This is a genomic window from Nocardioides yefusunii, from assembly GCF_004014875.1.
Taxonomy (GTDB): Bacteria; Actinomycetota; Actinomycetes; order Propionibacteriales; family Nocardioidaceae; genus Nocardioides; species Nocardioides yefusunii.
The window spans coordinates 152,429-171,348 of record NZ_CP034929.1; the positions used below are offsets into that span (position 1 = coordinate 152,429).

An 18,920-nucleotide genomic window follows, 5' to 3' on the forward strand; every position below is an offset into this window, starting at 1 on the left:
CACGCGCCCCGGATGCCCCGGCCGCACCGCCACCGAACGCCGACCCGCGCGACGAGCCAGGCCAGCCGCTGTGTGCCGGTTCAGCCCGACATCACGCGCAGCGACCGTCACACTGCCCACCACGTCCAGCCGATCAAAGAACGCCTGCTTCAACTCCTGCGAAATGACCACGGTCCTCGCAACTCCCATCACTGGGTGTTGCGAGGACCGCTAGAACCCGCCCACGGTGAGCGGGGCCTCGTCGTCGTTCAACAGATGCAGATCAGTGCATCATCATCGGCTTCTCGCCGTCGGACTGAACCGGACGACGCGGAAGGAAGAACGCCGGGACCAGCACCAGTGCGAGCAGCACGGTGGCGACCACGAACGTGTCGGTGAACGCGGTCGCCATCTGCGGCAGCAGCACCGTCGGGTCCAGCGACGCGGGCGTCAGGCCGAACTTGCCCAGGATCTCCGCGACCAGGCTCGGGTCGGGGTTCTCGCCGAGCTTGGAGACCTCACCGGCGGCCTCGAGTTCAGGGGTGGAGGCCAGGTTGGTGGTGATGAGCACCGAGAAGACGGCCGCACCACAGGCGTTGGCGACCTGGCTGATGATGTTCATCGTCGTCGAGCCACGCGAGATCGCGGCCTCACGCAGCGTCGCGAGTGCAGCGGTCATGATCGGCATCATCGTGGCGCCCATGCCGAGACCCATCACGAACAGCGACGCGAAGATGTAGGGCTTGCCGGTGTCGTACCCGACGACGGTGAACATGCCCATGCCGAGCGCGACCAGTGCCGCGCCGGCCATGACCACCTTGCCGGGACCGATGCGGTCGACCAGCAGACCGGCGGCCGGCATCATCACCATGGCGCCGATGCCCTGCGGGGCGAGCATGCCGCCCGAACCGGTGGTGCCGTAGCCCTGCACGGACTGGAAGAACGTCGGGAACAGCAGGCTGGAGCCCGAGAACGCGATGCCGAAGAGCGACATCGCGATCACCGCGATGGTGAGGTTGCGGTTCTTGAAGAGGGTCAGGTCGAGGAGCGGGTGGGCGTTCTTCTTGTTGAGGGCCCACAGGCAGAACGCAATGATCAGCGCGATGCCGACGACGCTGAACCCGATCACCTTGCCGGTGAAGAGAGATCCGTGGACCTCCTTGGCGTGGGGGATCGAGGAGACGCCGTACAGGAACGACGCGAGACCGGGCGAGAGCAGCAGGACGCCGACGAAGTCGAACGTCTCCGAGGGGTGCACCTCGTCCTTGTCGAGCGCGAACCAGGTGTAGACGAGCGCCGCGATGCCGATCGGCAGGTTGATCAGGAAGATCCAGTGCCACGACAGGTTCTCGATCAGCCAGCCACCGAGGATCGGGCCGAAGATCGGGCCCAGCAGCATCGGCACACCCATGACGGCCATGACGCGACCGATGCGCTCAGGACCGGCGGCCTTGGTCAGGATCGCCATGCCGAGCGGCATCAGCATGCCGCCACCGAAGCCCTGGACGACACGGAACGCGATCAGCATCGGCAACGACGTCGCGAACGCGCACAGCACCGATCCGAGCGTGAACAGCGTCAGCGCCATCAGGTAGAGCTTCTTGGGGCCGAATCGGTCGGCCGCCCATCCCGTCATCGGGATGACCACGGCGAGCGCCAGCGTGTAGGCGGTGTGCGTCCACGCGACGTCGGCGGTGGTCGCGTCGAACTCCTTCTGCCACGTGGGCAGGGCGACCGAGACGACGGTGATGTCGAGGATCGACATGATGGCGCCGAGGACGACGACTCCGGCGATGGTGAGGACGCGCTTGTCGAGCTTGTCCGAGGGTGCCGGCGCTCCGCCGGCCGAAGGTTCAGTTGTACTCACCGAAGGAGCGTAAGCGGGTGTGAGCCGCAGCACCACGATCGACGTTGTGGTGCGCGTCATGCAGGGAGCGCGGACGACGTCGGCGTCGTCCCGTGGATGTGGGACGACGCCGACGTCAGGGGAGGTACGGATGCCTCAGGCGAGGAGTTCCTCGATCGCACCGACGACGTGCTCGGCGTCGGGCTCGGTGCGGGGGCCGAAGCGGGCCACGGCGTCGCCGTCGGCGGTGACGAGGAACTTCTCGAAGTTCCAGGTGATGTCGCCGGTCTTGCCCTCTTCGTCGGCGAGCTCGGTGAGGACGTCGTAGATCGGGTGACGGTTCTCGCCGTTGACCTCGATCTTCTCGGTCAGGGGGAAGGTGACGCCGTAGGTCGCGGAGCAGAACTCGGCGATCTCCTCGGGCGAACCGGGCTCCTGACCCATGAACTGGTTGCAGGGCAGGCCGACGACGGCGAGCTTGCCGTCGTACTTCTGCGCGAGCTCTTCGAGCTTGGAGTACTGCGGGGTGAGGCCGCACTTGGAGGCCACGTTGACCAGGAGGGCCGGCTTGCCGCCGGTGATCTCAGCGAGGGTGGCGGGGGTTCCGTCGAGGCGGGCGACGGGCACGTCGAGGATCGTCATGTTCCGCAGGATAGTCAGCGACTCCTCATTGCGGGACGACGCGTAGCGGAAACCCGTCCCCACCCACCGCAATTGTCGGATTGATGCCGCGCCGCCAGCGTGTCGGCGCATCAATCCGACAATTGCGCAGGCTGGTGCGTGGAAGTGCGCGGGCTGTCGGTGCCGGCGGCTAGCGTCGAGCCCGTGAGTTTCGTCCCCGTCTCCGGCCCCGCCACCCTGTCGTCGGCCGAGCATCCGGCCCCGCCCCGCGACGCGACGGTGGAGTTCACCGGCGAGGGACGACGCAGCGTCTCGCTCCCGATCGCCGCCGCACTGCCCTTGCTGTCGCGCGCCCACAAGGCAGGCCTGGCCGGGGACGACGTGCACCCCACCGTCGTCCTGCTCGCCGGTGCCGCACATCTCGCGCTGCGTCTTGTCGCCGACGGCCGGTTCGCGCCGCACGAGGACGAACTCTTCTGGGAACCCGTGCTCGACGCCGCAGCCGAGGACCGGATCGTCCAGCTCGCGAAGGCGCGCGAGAAGGACGGCGTCGACGTCGCTGCCGCCGAGGGCGTCGTGCGTCGGATGGTTGCTGCGGTCGTCGACGCGACCCCGCGTCGGGCACCGCAGTCGACGCGGCGTTCGCGGGAGTCCGGACCGGCTGCCGCAGCTCGCGCCGCGCTGCGTGGCGCCCCGGCCGTCGACCCCGCGTCGGGCAAGAGTTGGGCCGAACGCAAGGCGGAGGTGAAGGCCCGCACGTCCGCGGAGTACGCCCACGTCCTCAACGACCGCCTCACCCGGCTGCGACGCACCCGCGGCGTCGACGACCGCCCGCACCTGGTGCGGCTCTCGCTACGCATCGATGCCCCCGAGGAACAGCTCTACGCCGGCGAACTCACCCTCGTCCCGCAGGTCCACGCCCAGGACAACGACCTCCACGTCGCCGACGCCGCCCTGCTGTGGACCGAGACCGGCATCGACGCCTCGCACGGCTTCGGAGATCGCGCCCGCACCCACGCCGCGCTCGCGATCCGGCAGGCCGCCGACGCCTGGGAACCCCTCGGGCGCCTGCTGGAGGTCCGGGTCCCCGACGGGATCGTCCTCGACTCCGACGAGGTCACCTCACTGCTCGAACACGGCCTCGAAGCGCTCGCCGGCATCGGCGTCGACGTCCACTGGCCCCGCAGCATCGGCCGCGCACTCAGCACCTCCGCCGTCGTCGACCGGGCTCCGGAGAAGCGCACCCAGGCCGACGGATCCGCCGCCCGCGAAGCTGCGCACGTCGTCGAGGGTGCGTTGCAGACCTCGACGCTGCGCGCCCAGGACCTCTTCGCGTTCACGTGGCAGGTCTCGCTCGCGGGGGAGGCGCTGACGGAGGACGAGATGGACGAGCTCGCCCGCGCCACCACGCCGATGATCCGGCTGCGCGACAACTGGGTCGTCGTCGACCCGACCGTCGCGAAACGTGCCCGACGACGCCTGATCCGCACCGCCACTGCCCCCGAGGCCGTCGCTGCCGCGCTCACCGGCGTCGCGCCGCTGGCCGTCACCGGCTTCGCGGCGCAGGACGAGATCGCCCACGTCACCGTCCATGCCGGCGCCTCGGTGAGCCGCCTGCGCGACCTGATCCGCAACGCCGCCACCTCCGAACCCGTCCCCGTTCCCGCCGGCCTCGCCGCAACCCTGCGCGAGTACCAGCACCAGGGCATGAGGTGGCTGGCCACGATGACCGACCTCGGGCTCGGCGCCTGCCTGGCCGACGACATGGGTCTGGGCAAGACGATCACCGTGATCGCCCTGCACCTGCACCGTCGCGAGACCGCCGGAACCCCCGCGACCCCGCGCCCGGTCGGACCGACGCTGGTGGTCTGCCCGGCGTCGTTGATGGGCAACTGGGAGGCCGAGATCAACCGGTTCGCGCCGGGCATCCCCGTGCGCCGCTTCCACGGGTCGTCACGCATCCTCGACGGGGTGGGCGACGGGTTCGTGCTCACCACCTACGGCACGCTCCGGTCGGATCTGGAGTCCGAGCAGCCGCGGCTCACCGGCGTCGCCTGGGACCTGGTGGTCGCCGACGAGGCCCAACACGTCAAGAACTCCCGCTCCGCGACCGCACGCGCGCTCCGCAAGGTCGAGTCCCGGGCCCGGGTCGCGCTCACCGGAACCCCGGTGGAGAACAACCTCACCGAACTCTGGTCACTGCTCGACTGGTGCGTCCCCGGGCTGCTCGGCTCCCGGCTCGCGTTCCGTCGGGTCTGGGCCGCGCCGATCGAAGCCGGCGTCGACTCCCACGTCACCCGCGCCTTCGCCGACCTGATCGGGCCGTTCCTGCTGCGTCGTCGCAAGTCCGACCCCGGCATCGCACCCGAGCTGCCGCCCAAGACCGAGACCGACCACCTCCTGGGCCTCACCACCGAACAAGCGGTCCTCTACGAGACGTTCGTCAAGGACCGGATGGACCGCATCGAACGCTCCGACGCCCAGGAACGACGCGGCCTCGTGCTCGCGATGCTCACCGGCCTGAAGCAGATCTGCAACCACCCCGCGCAGTTCCTCAAGCAGACCAACCCGCGCATCGGCGGACGCAGCGAGAAGTTCGACCTGCTCGACGAACTCATCGGCACCGTCCTGGCCGAGGACGGCGCCGTGCTCGTCTTCACCCAGTACGTCGCGATGGCCCGACTCGTCGAACAGCACCTCACGCGCTCCGGGATCGCGCACCAGTTCCTGCATGGCGGCACCCCGGTGCCTGAACGTGAAGCGATGGTGAAGCGTTTCCAGACCGAGGACGGCGACGACCGCGTCCCCGTCTTCATCCTGTCCCTCAAGGCCGGCGGCACCGGCCTCAACCTGACCCGCGCCGACCACGTCATCCACCTCGACCGCTGGTGGAACCCGGCCGTGGAGGAGCAGGCCACCGACCGCGCCTACCGGATCGGGCAGACCAAGCCCGTCCAGGTGCACCGGATGATCACCCGCGGCACCGTCGAGGAACGCGTCGCCGCACTGCTCGAACGCAAGCGCGACCTGGCCGACTCCGTCCTCGCCAACGGCGAAGCGGCGCTCACCGAACTCAGCAACGACGACCTCCGCGACCTGGTGACGCTCGGATGACGTCGCACCTCTCGGGTGGCGGCAAGCGGGCCGTCCCGCAGCCGGCAGCGTTCCTCGAGACGCAGGTCGGGATCCGGCCCGAGCCGGGGGAGGGGCGCGTCGTGAAGACGCCCTTCGCTCCTCGCCAAGGTGCCGTCGTGCGGTCGTGGTGGGCCAAGGCGCTGGAACGCGCCGTGGTGGAGTCCGCCTACGACGAACGCGAACTCCGGCGCGGTCGGACGTGGGCCCGCAAGGCTCAGGTCGGACAGCTGACGCTGGGGCCGGGGCAGTTGCACGCCGCAGTCACCGTCGAGGGAGACGTCCACACCGTCGTGGTGAAACTGCCCGTCCTCGCGCCCGACATGGTCGAAGCGCTGGTCGAGGTGGTCGCCTCGACGACCGGCTGGATGGGCGACCTGATGCGCGGCGAACTGCCGCGGGACCTCGTGGAGGCCGCGGAGGAGATGGGCGTCGAGCTGATGCCCTACGGCGGCGAGTTCGACATCTCCTGCACCTGCGAGCCGTGGGCCGACCCGTGCCCGCACGCGTTGGCGGTGCTGACCCAGATGACCTGGTGGGTGGACGCTGACCCGTTCGTCCTGACCCAGCTGCGGGGGGTGGGGCGCGCGGAGCTGATGGTGCGGCTGCACGAACTGTCCGGACGCGAACGTGACGCCCCGTCTGTTCGACGGGTGGACGCAGGCTCGGAGGAGGGCGACGAGCAGCCGGATCAGGCGTACGTTCGGGCCGGGGACGACCCCTGGGATCCCGAGGACGCAACGGTTGCGATCGAGGCTGCCGAACGCGCTGTGGTGATTCTGGGAGAGTTCACCGACGAATGATGTGAGAATCATTCCCAATCAGCGAGAACTTCCCCCTCCGCTCTAGGTCGATAGGATATATTCCTCTCATGGTGTTCGGAATCTTCAAGCGCAAGCAGGCGCCCGTCGTCACGACCGTCACGGCGTACGACCCGGTCGCTGACGCCCTGGCCAAGGCTGCTGCAGCCAAGGCCTCCGCCGTCGCCGACGACTCCTACGAGGTCCGCGTCGCCAAGGTGACGCAGGAGGCCGAGGGCGTCATCTCCATCACCGTCATCGACCCCGCCGGGCACGACCTGCCCGAGTGGAAGGCCGGTGCCCACCTCGAGATCCGCACCCCCAGCGGCCTCGTGCGCCAGTACTCGCTCTGCTCCTCGCCGAGCAACACGCTCGAGTACCGCGTCTCCGTGCTGCGCGAGGAGAACGGTCGCGGTGGCTCCAAGGAGCTGCACGACACCGACCTCAAGAACAAGCAGCTGATCGTGGTCGGCCCGCGCAACCACTTCCCGCTGGAGAAGCACGACAAGTACGTCTTCATCGCCGGCGGCATCGGTGTCACGCCGATCCGCGCGATGGTCGAGGAGCTCGTCACCGAGCAGCCCGACGCCGAGTTCACCGTCGTCTACGGCGGCCGCTCGCTGGCCACCATGGCGTTCCGCGAGGAGCTCGTCGAGCTCGCCGGCGACAAGCTGACCGTCGTCCCGCAGGACACCGACGGCCTGATCGACCTCAAGGCCGCCCTCGCCGGAGCTGACGCCGGCACCGGTGTCTACTGCTGTGGCCCCTCGCCGCTGATCAACGCCGTCGAGGCCGCCGTCGCCGAGCACGCCCCCGAGGCCGACCTCCACTTCGAGCGCTTCGAGGCGTCCGCGGAGGCCACTGCTGAGCGTGCCGCCAAGGCGCTCACCGACGTTCCGTTCGAGCTGGAGCTGCGCCGCACCGGCGTCACCACCCAGGTCGCGGCCGGTCAGACCGTTCTCGACGCGATCCTGAAGGAGAAGGGCGACTTCGACTTCTCCTGCGAGGAGGGCCACTGCGGCTCCTGCTTCGCCACGATCCTCGAGGGCAAGGTCGACCACCGCGACGAGGTCCTCAACGAGGACGAGAAGGCCAACGGCGACCAGATGTACGTCTGCGTCTCCCGTGCGGCCGAGGGCTGCGACAAGATCGTCCTCGACGTCTGATCACCGCATCCCCCCACTGATTGCCGACCCCGTGGGTCGGTTCGGGTGGCCCGCGGTGAAAGAACCACCGCGGTCCTTAAGGCGTACGCCCGGTCCTTCACAAGAGGGCCGGGCGCCGCTGCATTTCGGGGCCTCCGCCCCGGCGGCGCTTCACTGCTCGCGGACGTCATAGGAATCCGGGCTCAGGGGCCTCGAAAGTTATGACGTCCGGCGGAAGAAGGGGCGACCTCAGACGTCGAGCGCGCGCAGTGCCATTCCGCGCAGCATCGCCTGCATCTCCTCCATCGGCAGGCGCGAGGAGCGAGGCGTGGAGTTGATCAGGCCGAACGTCGCGTGCGCGACGGCCTTCGCGGCAACCAGCGTCAGGCCGGGGCGCACCTGGGTGATGAGCTCGGCCCACAGGGCAACGTAACGACGCTGGGTCGCGCGGACCTGCTCGCGGGCGTCGTCGGGCAGGGAGGCCCAGTCGCGGTCCTGGACGACGATCAGGGCCGGCTTGTTGAGCGCGAAGTCGACGTGGAACTCCACCAGTGCGTGCAGTGCCGCGCGCGGCTCAGCGGCGGCCATCGCACGGGCGGTGCCGATGGTCAGGAGCTCTTCGGAGATCTGGACCAGCATCTCCGCGAGGATCGCGTCCTTGCTGGTGAAGTGCTTGTAGAGCGCCGGGCCGGAGATGCCTGCGGCGGCACCGAGGTCGGTGACGGAGACGCCGTGAAATCCGCGCTCGGCGAAGAGGTTCGCGGCGAGGTCGAGGAGCTGCTGGCGGCGCGGGGAGACGCGGGGGGCGCCGGCGCCTCGTGCGCTGCGGTTGACGCCGACGGCGGGGCGGGTGCTGGGCGTCGGCGGCGGAGTCACGAGGGCAAGGCTACCGGGCGCCTCGCGGAAGGCCTGCGGCATCGTTTCCGGAGAGTGCTGGCGAAACAGGTTAACGATCGCTAACCTCACGCCATGAGCCTCCACGACCTCACCGCTGAACTGCGCGAACGTCTCGCCCTCGTCCGACAGGGGGGTTCGGAGGCAGCCCGTGCCAAGCACACCGGTCGCGGCAAACTTCTCGCCCGCGACCGCGTCGACCGTCTCCTCGACCCCGGCAGCCCGTTCCTCGAAGTCGCACCGCTGGCCGCCTGGGGCATGTACGGCAAGGACGGCGAGACCAACGCCGTCCCGTCGGCCTCCGTCGTCGCCGGTGTCGGCAAGGTCAACGGCCGCGACGTCATGGTGGTCGCCAACGACGCGACCGTGAAGGGCGGCACCTACTACCCGATCACGGTCAAGAAGCACCTGCGCGCCCAGACCATCGCCGCCGAGAACAACCTCCCCAGCGTCTACCTCGTCGACTCCGGCGGCGCGTTCCTGCCGATGCAGGACGACGTCTTCCCCGACCGCGAACACTTCGGCCGGATCTTCTACAACCAGGCGAACATGTCTGCCCGCGGCCTCGCGCAGATCAGCGCCGTCATGGGTTCGTGCACCGCGGGCGGCGCCTACGTCCCCGCGATGAGCGACGAGACCGTCATCGTCCGCAACCAGGGCACGATCTTCCTCGGCGGACCGCCACTGGTGAAGGCCGCGACCGGTGAGGTCGTCACCGCAGAGGACCTGGGTGGCGGCGACGTCCACGCCCGCGTCTCCGGCGTCGTCGACCACCTCGCCGAGGACGACGACCACGCGTTGCAGATCGTCCGCTCGATCGTCGACACCCTGCCGCCGCGCTCCGGCTACGACGCCGTCGCCGGTCCCGGCCGTCCGGCCTACGACCTGCGCGAACCCGAGGAGCCGCTGGAGGACCCGCTCGGGCTCTACGAAGTCGTCCCCATCGACACTCGTCAGCCATACGACGTGCGCGAGGTGATCCGCCGGATCGTCGACGGCTCGCGCTTCCACGAGTTCAAGAAGCTCTACGGCGAGACGCTGGTGACCGGTTTCGCGCACGTCTGGGGCCACCCGGTCGGGATCGTCGCCAACAACGGCATCCTGTTCTCGGAGTCGAGCCGCAAGGGCGCCCACTTCATCGAGCTCTGCAACGCCCGCGGCATCCCGCTCGTGTTCCTGCAGAACATCACCGGGTTCATGGTGGGCCGCGAGTACGAGAACGCCGGGATCGCCCGCGACGGCGCCAAGCTGGTCACCGCGGTCGCCACGTCCGTCGTCCCGAAGTTCACCGTCGTCATCGGCGGTTCGTTCGGCGCTGGCAACTACGGCATGGCCGGACGCGCCTACGACCCGCGCTTCCTGTGGATGTGGCCCAACGCCAAGATCTCGGTGATGGGCGGGGAGCAGGCAGCGTCCGTCCTGGCGACCGTCAAGCGCGACGGGATCGAGTCCCGGGGCGGCGAGTGGAGTGCCGCCGAGGAGGACGAGTTCAAGGCGCCACTGCGGGCCCAGTACGAGGAGCAGGGCTCGGCCTACTACTCCACCGCACGGCTGTGGGACGACGGGATCATCGACCCCCTCGACACCCGCCGTGTCCTCGGCATGGGTCTGGCGCTGGCCGCCAACGCCCCGACCCCGGCGCCCGCCTACGGCGTCTTCCGGATGTGATCACCGTGGCTTCGCCTGTGCTCGCTCCTCCCGCCGCTGCTCCCGGACGTCATAAGAATCCGGCGTCGGGACCCTCGATCTTTATGACGTCCCGCGGGGGTTGCCCGGGACGTCATAAAGATCCCGACTCCGGGGCCTCGATTCCTATGACGTCCCGCGTCCGCCCTTCCAGCGAGCGAAGCGAGAACCACTGATGAGCACCGCCCCGAACACAGCCCCGAACACAGCCCCGAGCACCGAACCCCTGGCCCCCGTCCTGCTGGTCGCCAACCGCGGCGAGATCGCGTTGCGCGTCTTCCGCACCTGCGCCCGCCTCGGGATCCGCACCGTCGCCGTCTTCACCGCGCCCGACGCCGCCGCCCCGCACGTGCGCGCCGCCGACGAGGCACACGAGATCAGTTCCTACCTCGACGTCGACGCCGTCGTCGCGGCTGCCGTCGCGAGCGGTGCGACGCTCGTCCACCCCGGGTACGGCTTCCTGTCGGAACGTTCCGTCTTCGCCCGTGCCCTGGCCGACGCCGGGATCACGCTCGTGGGCCCGTCGGCTGAGGTCATGGACGCGATGGGACGCAAGGACGCCGCCCGCGAGATCGCCGTCGCGGCAGACGTCCCCGTCGTCCCCTCCTACGACCTCGACGCCGACCCGTCCACGATCGCCTACCCGGTGCTGGTCAAGGCCGCGGCAGGAGGCGGAGGCAAGGGCATGCGGGTGGTCCGCAGCGCCGCAGAGTTCGACGACGCCCGCGCCGCAGCCGCCCGCGAGGGCCTGCACTCCTTCGGCGACGCCACCCTGTTGGTGGAGAAGTACGTCGAGTCGGGCCGGCACGTCGAGGTCCAGGTGATCGCGGACGCGCACGGCAACGTCCGGCACCTCTTCGACCGCGACTGCTCCACCCAACGACGTCACCAGAAGGTCCTCGAAGAAGCCCCGGCTCCCACGATCACTGATGCCCAACGCGCCGCGATGACCTCGGCGGCGGTCGCGCTCGCCGCGCAGGTCGGCTACTCAGGAGCCGGCACCGTCGAGTTCCTCGTCGACAACGACGCTCCCGACGACGAGGACGGCTTCTACTTCCTGGAGATGAACACCCGCCTCCAGGTGGAGCACCCCGTCACGGAGGCCGTCGTGCGGGTGCACGGTGAGGAGATCGACCTCGTCGCGCTGCAGATCGGGGTCGCACTCGGCGCCGAACTCGGCTTCGCCCAGGACGACGTCACCCTCGAAGGCCACGCGATCGAGGCCCGGGTCTACGCCGAGGACTCGTTCAACGGCTTCTTGCCGCAGGCCGGCACCGCGTCGTTCGTGGCGTGGCCGAGCGGATCCGGCACCCGGGTCGACCACGCGCTGTTCTCCCAGCAGGTGGTCTCCACCGGTTTCGACCCGATGCTCGGCAAGGTGATCGCCCACGGTGACGACCGCGAGGAGGCCCGCGAGTCACTCGTGGCCGCCCTCGACGAGACCGTCCTGCTCGGCCTCACCACCAACACCGGGTTCCTGCGGGCGCTGCTCGCCTCCGACGAGTTCGCGGCCGCGACCATCGACACCGCCTGGCTCGACCACCACGACGTCCCGCGCCCCGACGACGCCTTCGCGCGCTCCGCCGCGGTCGCCCTGGCTCACCCCGAACTCGCGGCGACGCCTCGCGAACGTGCAGGTCAGGGCCCGTTCGGTCGGGACGGATGGCGGATCGCTGCCGGGCGCGACGCCGCAGCGACGACCCGCGTCCACCTCGACGGCACCTGGGTGGACGTCGACGTCTCGACCCTGCCCGAGGCGACCCCCGACGACGACGCCCCCGGCCTGTTCCATCTCGGGGGCGGCGACGAGGAAGCCACCGGCTGGGTCCGCGGTCGCAGCGTCGAGGTCGTGCACCGCGGCCAGCGCCACGTCGTCGCGCTGCCTGACCCGTTCGCCGACACCGCAGCAGCAGCCGGTGACGGAACGATCACCGCGCCGATGCCCGGCACCGTCCTCGAGGTCCGCGTCGCGGAGGGGGACGTGGTCGAGGCCGGAGCAGTGCTGGGGATGATGGAGGCCATGAAGATGGAGCTCGCGCTCAAGGCCCCGTTCGCCGGGACCGTGACGAGCGTGGGCTCGAGAGTCGGGGAACAGGTTGCGCTCGGGGCGTCGTTGTTCACCGTGGAGCCTGCCGAGGAGAACTGATGACCGAGTCCAGCACCGAGCGCGTCGCCCTGCCCATGACCGTCCCCGCGCCTGCGGTGACGCCGCTGCCGATGCCCGAGCGCGTCACGATCTACGAGGTCGGTCCCCGCGACGGCCTGCAGAACGAGAAGGCCGTGGTGCCGGTCGCGGTGAAGGCGGAGATGATCGAGCGTCTGCTCGACGCCGGGCTGCCGATCATCGAGGCCACCAGCTTCGTGCACCCGAAGTGGGTCCCGCAGCTGGCCGACGCCGCCGAGCTGATGGGGTTGTTGATCGACCGGATCGGTGACGCCGCTCGGAAGATGCCGGTGCTGGTGCCCAACGAGCGTGGCCTCGACCGCGCCCTCGACCTCGGTCTGGAGCACATCGCCGTCTTCGGATCCGCGACCGAGACGTTCGCGGCGAAGAACCTCAACCGCACCTACGACTCCCAGTTCGAGATGTTCGAGCCCACGTTCGCCCGGGCCAAGGATGCCGGGATGACGATCCGCGGCTACCTGTCGATGTGCTTCGGTGATCCGTGGGAGGGCGCCGTGGAGATCGACGCCGTCGTGAAGGCCGGCCTGCGTCTCCTCGACCTCGGCGCCGACGAGCTGAGCCTGGGCGACACCATCGGCGTCGCGACCGCCGGGCACGTCCAGGCGATGGTGGCAGCGTTCGGTGCCGTCGGCGTCGGGCCCGACAAGATCGGCATGCACTTCCACGACACCTACGGCCAGGCGCTCGCCAACACCGTCGCCGCCCTGCAGGTCGGGATCACGACGTTCGACGCCTCCGCCGGTGGCCTCGGCGGCTGCCCGTACGCGAAGTCCGCGACCGGCAACCTCGCCACCGAGGACCTGCTCTGGATGCTGCAGGGGCTGGGCATCGAATCGGGCGTCGACCTCGACAAGGTCGTGGGCACGTCGGTCTGGATGGCTGAGCAGCTCGGCAAGCGTCCGGCCTCCGCGGTGACCCGTGCGCTCTCCGGGGTGAGCTGACGCTGTGTCGTCCGCAGCGGTCACGGGCACTGGTCTGAACAGCCCCTGATCGTGACGTCATGGTGCTGGTCCTGCGCCGTCTAGGGGATGACGGTGGAAGTACCCGGACTGAAGGAGACGTCATGGCTGGCGCGACCCGCTCCCGCACTGCTTCCGTCGACGGAGCGCAGCGAGACCCGTCGACGGAGACAGGGGCGGTCGTGTTCTCGGTGACGCTGGGGGTCGCCATCGCAGCCGGCCTGATGGTCTACGGGTACTCCACCGGAGCAGGTGCAGGACTGTGGGCCATCGCCGTGCTGTGGGGCCTGTTCGCGATGGCCGTCCCGTTCGGGGCGGCGCGCGGACGTCGCCTGGACTCCTGAGCGGCTGACCCGCTGGAGCCTGCTCAGACCTCGGTCGCGGTGCCCTTCACAACGTCGGGCCGCACCGGCTTGAAGACGCTGGCTGCATAACGCCCGGCTCGCCAGGTCGAGAACCCGTCGGAGCCGGCTCCGACGACGCCGCCGACCACCGGGATCCGGCGACCGGCGAACGTCACCAGACGCTTGCCGGCGACCTTCCCGACCAACGACGCACCCACCTCGGTGGCCAGCATGATCCGCGCCTGCGGGTCCCCGGTGGGCGCGGTGGCGATCGCGTACGGACCGCCGTCGAGCTTCTTGGCCTTCACCAGGGCCTTGACCTCGTCCTCGCCGAGCAGGGTCGCCAGGATCGCGTTGCGGACCCGCAGGTCGGTGATGTCGTGGCCGCGCAGGTGCGCGATGCCCGCGATCAGTCGGCACTGCAGGATCGCGAGCCCGACGATGTTGGCCGGCAACGTCACCGCGGCGGTCGCGATGCCACCGAGGTTGGTCGCGAAGCCCTGCGCACCGGCGAGCGCGACGTTGTTCTCGATCACCTCACGGATCGCCTTCTCGACGTCACCGTGCTGTTCGTCGAGCTGCTTCTTCGCCGCCTTGGCGGCGCCCGGCAGTGGCCCGATGCCGTCGATCGCCCGGTCGAGCGCCTCCAGCACCACGCGCGAGGTGAGGCCCGGTGCTGCGTGCGCAGCCTTCGGGGCCATCTTGCGTCCGAACTCCTTGGCGATGCCCATGCCACCCAGACTAGGAGGTCCGTCCAGAGGGGGCATCCGGTTCGCGCTCTCGCTACCCTCGACGACGTGCCCGTCGAACCCGCTCCGTCCCCCTGGGGTCTTTCCGAGGTCGTGCGCGACCTCAAGCGCCTCGACCCTGAGGACGACCTCGTCGCGATCGGTGCCGACCTGGAGCCCGGGACGTTGCTGCAGGCCTACCGCAGCGGCCTGTTCCCGATGCCCGCCGACGACGAGCTCGACGGCTTCTACTGGTTCTTCCCGGTCGCGCGCGGCGTCCTGCCACTTGAGGAGTTCACGGTGTCGCGGTCGCTGCGCCGTGCCTGCCGTGACTTCGAGATCCGCGTCGACACCGCGTTCGTCGACGTCATGAAGGCCTGTGGTGACCCCTCGCGCGAGCACGGCTGGATCGACGACGACATCCTCGACGCCTACACCGAACTGCACCGGCTGGGATGGGCGCACTCGGTGGAGGCCTGGCAGGACGGCCGGCTCGTCGGAGGCCTGTACGGCGTCGCCGTGGACGGCCTGTTCGCGGGGGAGTCGATGTTCCACCACGTCCGTGACGCCTCGAAGGTGGCGCTGGTGGCCTTGGTTCAGATGCTCAGCGATGAGCACGTCGCACGGCGGGTCCTGGACGTGCAGTGGAGCACCCCGCACCTGGCGTCGTTGGGCGTCGTCGAGCGCGGCCGCAGCGAGTACCAGCGCGCATTGGTGCTGGCCCAGGGCGTACCGCTGCCCCAGGCGTTCACGCGCGGGCCGGGAGTCTGGAAGCCCTGACGGGCGTGGTCCGGGGCGTCGTCGTGACGGGTTGTGTCGACCATCACCGCCCCGATGCGTGCCCGCGGGCAATGCATGGGGCAATCTGTGCCCATGAGGTTCGTTCGTCCCCTGGCTGCTTGCGCGTTGACCGCTGCCCTTCTGACCGGTTGCAGCAGCGAGAGCGAGACGGTTGACCCGGGCCCGCAGGCTGCGACCGTGGACGAGTACTGCGAGGCGTACCGCCCGTTCGTGGACGCCGAAACGATCTCCGAGCAGGACGAGTCCGACATCGTTGCGGGGATGAAGACCTTCGCCGCCGCGGTCGGTGACATGGTCGCTCCGGTCGAGATGTCGGCCGACGAGGTGCTGGGGCTGACGATGTGGGTCGAGCGGGTCTCCTCGCTCCCCGACGACGCCACCCAGCGTCAGGTCGAGAAGGCGCTCACCAAGGGCGTCAAGGAGATCGACGAGCTCCGCATGAACCAGTTCATCACCTTCGGCAACAGCGTCTGCTTCTGACGCTGAGCCGCTCCCGGCCTTCGGCCGGAACGCAATTGTGGGATTGATGCCACCGCCACGGCGTGTCGGTGCATCAATCCCACAATTGCGTGAGGAGGCATCGCCCCAGGGGATCAGAGCGTCCCGGTGAGGCGACCGTGGCGAGCCGCGCTGGCCTCGTCGAGACCGACGATCGTGACCTGCTTGCCACGCGAGGCGTACTTGGCCTCGATGCCGTCGAGCGCCGCGACGCTGGAGGCGTCCCAGACGTTGGCCTGCGACAGGTCGATGACGACGCGCGCGGGGTCACCGGCGTAGTCGAACTGCGTGTAGAGGTCGTTGGAGGAGGCGAAGAAGAGCTGCCCGGTGACGCGGTAGTGGGCGTACTCGGACTGGTCGCCGCCCGACAGGTCACGACGCAGGCTGCGCTTGGTCGCCGTCATGTGCGAGACGCGACGGGCGAAGAGCACCATCGCCACCAGGGTGCCGCCGCCGACACCGATCGCGAGGTTGTGCGTGGCCAGCGTCAGCACGACGGTGCAGAGCATCACGAACGTCTCCGACTTCGGCATCCGCTTCAGTGTCGCGGGGGTGATCGAGTGCCAGTCGAACGCGGTGAACGCGACGATGATCATCACCGCGACCAGACCGGCCATCGGGATCTCCGCGACGACGTCGGCCAGCCCGATCACCAGGACCAGCAGCCACAGGCCGGTGAGGAACGTCGAGACGCGGGTGCGGGCACCGGAGTTCTTGACGTTCATCATCGTCTGACCGACCACCGCGCAGCCGCCCTGGCCGCCGAAGAGGCCGGCGAGCAGGTTGGCGCAGCCCTGACCGAACGCCTCACGCGACTTGTTGGAGCCGGTGTCGGTGATGTCGTCGACGAGCTTGGCCGTCAGCAGCGACTCCAACAGACCCACGATCGCCATCGCGAACGCGTACGGCGCGATCACCTTGAACGTCTCGAGGTCGAGGGGGACGTCGGGAATGAAGATCTCGGGCAGGGAGTCGGGCATCTTGCCCTGGTCGCCGACCGTGGGGACCTCGATGTTCGCGAGGACGCAGACCAGCGTCACCACGACGACGCCTACCAACGGCGCGGGCACCACCTGGGTGATCCGGCCGAAGCCGAGGATCACCACCAGGCCGAGCGCGACCAGCGGGTACACCTGCCAGGGGACGTCGATGACATGGTCGAACTGGGAGAGCAGGACCAGCGTCGCGAGGGCGTTGAGGAACCCGACCATCACCGAACGCGGGATGAACCGCATCAGCTTCGCGACGCCCGCGAACGCCATCAGCATCTGGAACAGGCCGCCGAGCATGACAGTCGCGACCAGGTGGTCGTAGCCGTACTCCTTCATCACCGGCGCGACGACGACGCCGACCGCCGCGGTGGAGGCCGAGATCATCGCGGGGCGTCCGCCCAGGAACGCGATCGAGATCGCCATGATCACCGAGGTGAACAGGCCCACGCGCGGGTCGACCCCGACGATCACACTGAACGCGATCGCCTCCGGGATCAGCGCGAGCGCGACGACGAGACCGGCGAGCGCCTCGGTGCGCAGACGTCGGGGTGAACGCAGCACGCTGCGCACGGAGTTGTCGGTGTCGAGCGCCGGCGGTGCTGGCGTCGACGCGGGGGTGGGGGTGCTCACGAAAGTCCTTGCTACTCGTTCTGCTGACGAATCAGGTTAGCGAGCGTGAGGGGTGAGCAGTGAATGAGCAGAAACTGTTCACTCCCGGTGGTTTTCGGGCCGTTCTAGGCCCTCAAGCGCACAGTTGCGGCTCAGTTGCGCCAGGTCGTGGAGCGTCGTGCAGCCTCGAAGATCTCCTCGACCTGGGCGTCGGTGAGGACTTCGCCGTGCTGTCGCAGCCAGGGGACGAGGTCCCCGCGCTGGACGACTGTGACGCCGACGGGCTGGGCCTTCACGACGAACTCGCCAGCACGGACGGTGACGACGACGCCGTGAGCGCGAACCGGCAGCCCAGTGCGGGCCTCAAGGAGGTCGGTGGCACGCTTCGCCTCGAACCGCGAGTTGCGGATGTACGGCTGCTTGACTCCGTCGACCATGAATGTGTTGCCACCCACCCAGATCTTCTTGAACGGGTGGAACTTCGTGTTCAGCGTGAACAGGCCGCCCGGACCGACAACGAGGTGGTCGATGTCGGAGCCGCGGGTGCCGACCGGGATGTTGTGCAGGACTCGCCAGCGGGGGTCCTGCTTGGTCAGGTGGGCGAGCTTCGCGGCGACCTTCTCCTCGCCTGCGGCGCCGAGTCGCCATGCCCGTTCCTCGGTGTGCACACCGAGGAGTCGGGCGAAGAACGTCTTGGTGGGGGCGGCATCGCGTTTGGTGGTCGCGATGTCGCGGGCCCCGGCTCCGGCGCGGTTGCCTGCCAGGTCCGTCCACGGTTCGATCGGGGCTGACGCGTCGTCGACCTGCTCGTCGTCCTCGTCCTCGTCCTCGTCGGATCCGGTGGGCACCTCGGGGTGGACGACTGGGTCCGGGGCGACGTCGAGTTCGTCTGCGTCCGCGTCCGCGTCGGCGCCGGCTTCAGGGTCGGCCGGCGCGGGCTGGTAGGGCGGGACGTCGTTCTCGGTGCACCAGTTCATGGCGGCGGTGGAGACGACGTCAAGCAGTTCGGGGTCCTCGGGGTGCGCCTCGCCGGTGGCGAGATCCCACCATCCGAGCTGTGCGTCTTCGGCGTCCTTCACGTAGAGCCGGTCCTTGCCCCAGCGCTTCCAGCGGGTGACGGTCAGGTTCTGCGCTTCCACATTGCTGATCTTCGCTCTGTGCGATGGGCGGTGTCCTTGGTTCGCGCAGGTCGGCGGCAACGACGCGCCGCCGTCACAGATGGGGTGCGCCAAGAATGTGCGCGTGGCGTCAGAGGGGGAGAGGTGCGTCCTCGACGATCGACTTCATCACCAACGTCGAGGTGAGACGTCGGACGCCGGGCAGGTCGCTGAGACGTTCGTCGTAGAGACGTTGGAAGTCGGCGAGGTCGCGGGCGACGACGCGGAGCAGGAAGTCGGGGTCGCCGAAGAGGCGCTGTGCCTGCTGGACGTTGGGGACCAGGGCGACGGCCTCCTCGAACGCGGCGAGGGTGGTGCGGTCGGCCGAATGCATGGTGACGAAGACGAGTGCCTCGAAGCCGAAGCCGAGGATCGCGTGGTCGAGGTGCGCGCGGTAACCGGCGATCGCGCCCGACTTCTCCAGCGCCCGCAGACGACGGTGGCAGGGGGAGACGCTGAGACCCACCTGCTCGGCCAGTTCGGTGACGGTGAGCCGCCCGTCCTGCTGGAGCGAGGCAAGGATCTTCCGGTCAATGACGTCCAT

The 18,920-nt window shown here is 69.3% G+C and carries 16 protein-coding genes; 9 read left to right on the forward strand and 7 right to left on the reverse strand.

Features of this window, described 5'->3' with window-relative positions:
• Positions 1-262 precede the first annotated feature (262 nt).
• Both EOV43_RS00620 and EOV43_RS00625 read right to left on the reverse strand, forming a co-directional pair.
• Positions 263-1,846: a DHA2 family efflux MFS transporter permease subunit gene (locus EOV43_RS00620; protein WP_239022159.1), complete on the reverse strand. Its 1,584-nt coding sequence runs from the start codon at positions 1,844-1,846 to the stop codon at positions 263-265.
• A 135-nt stretch (positions 1,847-1,981) separates the two neighbouring features.
• On the reverse strand, positions 1,982-2,467 hold the full coding sequence (locus EOV43_RS00625; RefSeq protein WP_128219221.1) for a glutathione peroxidase: 486 nt from the start codon (positions 2,465-2,467) through the stop codon (positions 1,982-1,984).
• A gap of 183 nt (positions 2,468-2,650) precedes the next feature.
• Between EOV43_RS00625 and EOV43_RS00630 the strand changes: the two genes are divergently transcribed.
• From EOV43_RS00630 to EOV43_RS00640, 3 genes are all read left to right on the forward strand, one after another.
• Positions 2,651-5,560 carry a DEAD/DEAH box helicase gene (locus tag EOV43_RS00630; RefSeq protein ID WP_206611357.1) on the forward strand — a complete coding sequence of 970 codons (2,910 nt, stop codon included), beginning with the start codon at positions 2,651-2,653 and terminating at the stop codon, positions 5,558-5,560.
• Complete coding sequence (locus tag EOV43_RS00635) at positions 5,557-6,381, forward strand: SWIM zinc finger family protein (protein ID WP_128219222.1); 825 nt, start codon at positions 5,557-5,559, stop codon at positions 6,379-6,381. The genes EOV43_RS00630 and EOV43_RS00635 overlap by 4 nt, the downstream gene beginning before the upstream one ends.
• Positions 6,382-6,449: 68 nt before the next feature.
• Entirely contained in the window at positions 6,450-7,544 is a 1,095-nt protein-coding gene (locus tag EOV43_RS00640; protein ID WP_128219223.1) for a PDR/VanB family oxidoreductase, read from the forward strand.
• Positions 7,545-7,772: 228 nt separating this feature from the next.
• On the opposite strand, the gene EOV43_RS00645 is transcribed toward EOV43_RS00640, so the two are convergent.
• Positions 7,773-8,399, reverse strand: a complete 627-nt coding sequence (locus tag EOV43_RS00645) for a TetR/AcrR family transcriptional regulator (protein WP_239022160.1) — start codon at positions 8,397-8,399, stop codon at positions 7,773-7,775.
• 93 nt (positions 8,400-8,492) lie between these two features.
• Between EOV43_RS00645 and EOV43_RS00650 the strand changes: the two genes are divergently transcribed.
• The 4 genes from EOV43_RS00650 (at position 8,493) to EOV43_RS00665 (ending at position 13,591) form a co-directional block, all read left to right on the forward strand.
• Positions 8,493-10,085, forward strand: a complete 1,593-nt coding sequence (locus EOV43_RS00650) for a carboxyl transferase domain-containing protein (protein WP_128219225.1) — start codon at positions 8,493-8,495, stop codon at positions 10,083-10,085.
• A gap of 193 nt (positions 10,086-10,278) precedes the next feature.
• Positions 10,279-12,249, forward strand: a complete 1,971-nt coding sequence (locus EOV43_RS00655) for an acetyl/propionyl/methylcrotonyl-CoA carboxylase subunit alpha (RefSeq protein ID WP_128219226.1) — start codon at positions 10,279-10,281, stop codon at positions 12,247-12,249.
• A complete protein-coding gene (locus tag EOV43_RS00660; protein WP_128219227.1) occupies positions 12,249-13,229 on the forward strand; it encodes a hydroxymethylglutaryl-CoA lyase in 981 nt (326 codons plus the stop codon). The genes EOV43_RS00655 and EOV43_RS00660 overlap by 1 nt, the downstream gene beginning before the upstream one ends.
• Before the next feature lie 122 nt (positions 13,230-13,351).
• On the forward strand, positions 13,352-13,591 hold the full coding sequence (locus EOV43_RS00665; protein ID WP_128219228.1) for a hypothetical protein: 240 nt from the start codon (positions 13,352-13,354) through the stop codon (positions 13,589-13,591).
• Between the two features lie 23 nt (positions 13,592-13,614).
• On the opposite strand, the gene EOV43_RS00670 is transcribed toward EOV43_RS00665, so the two are convergent.
• Entirely contained in the window at positions 13,615-14,322 is a 708-nt protein-coding gene (locus EOV43_RS00670) for an EcsC family protein (RefSeq protein WP_128219229.1), read from the reverse strand.
• A 66-nt stretch (positions 14,323-14,388) separates the two neighbouring features.
• On the opposite strand from EOV43_RS00670, the gene aat reads away from it, so the two are divergent.
• Both aat and EOV43_RS00680 read left to right on the forward strand, forming a co-directional pair.
• The gene (aat, locus tag EOV43_RS00675; RefSeq protein ID WP_128219230.1) at positions 14,389-15,099 is read left to right on the forward strand and encodes a leucyl/phenylalanyl-tRNA--protein transferase; all 711 of its coding nucleotides are present in this window, start codon (positions 14,389-14,391) and stop codon (positions 15,097-15,099) included.
• A 93-nt stretch (positions 15,100-15,192) separates the two neighbouring features.
• A complete protein-coding gene (locus EOV43_RS00680) occupies positions 15,193-15,600 on the forward strand; it encodes a hypothetical protein (protein WP_128219231.1) in 408 nt (135 codons plus the stop codon).
• A gap of 113 nt (positions 15,601-15,713) precedes the next feature.
• Here EOV43_RS00680 and EOV43_RS00685 read toward each other — a convergent pair whose 3' ends face one another.
• From EOV43_RS00685 to EOV43_RS00695, 3 genes are all read right to left on the reverse strand, one after another.
• On the reverse strand, positions 15,714-17,240 hold the full coding sequence (locus tag EOV43_RS00685) for a SulP family inorganic anion transporter (RefSeq protein ID WP_128219232.1): 1,527 nt from the start codon (positions 17,238-17,240) through the stop codon (positions 15,714-15,716).
• Positions 17,241-17,371: 131 nt separating this feature from the next.
• The gene (locus EOV43_RS15515) at positions 17,372-18,358 is read right to left on the reverse strand and encodes a nuclease-related domain-containing protein (protein WP_206611358.1); all 987 of its coding nucleotides are present in this window, start codon (positions 18,356-18,358) and stop codon (positions 17,372-17,374) included.
• A 109-nt stretch (positions 18,359-18,467) separates the two neighbouring features.
• Positions 18,468-18,920: an Lrp/AsnC family transcriptional regulator gene (locus tag EOV43_RS00695; RefSeq protein ID WP_128219233.1), complete on the reverse strand. Its 453-nt coding sequence runs from the start codon at positions 18,918-18,920 to the stop codon at positions 18,468-18,470.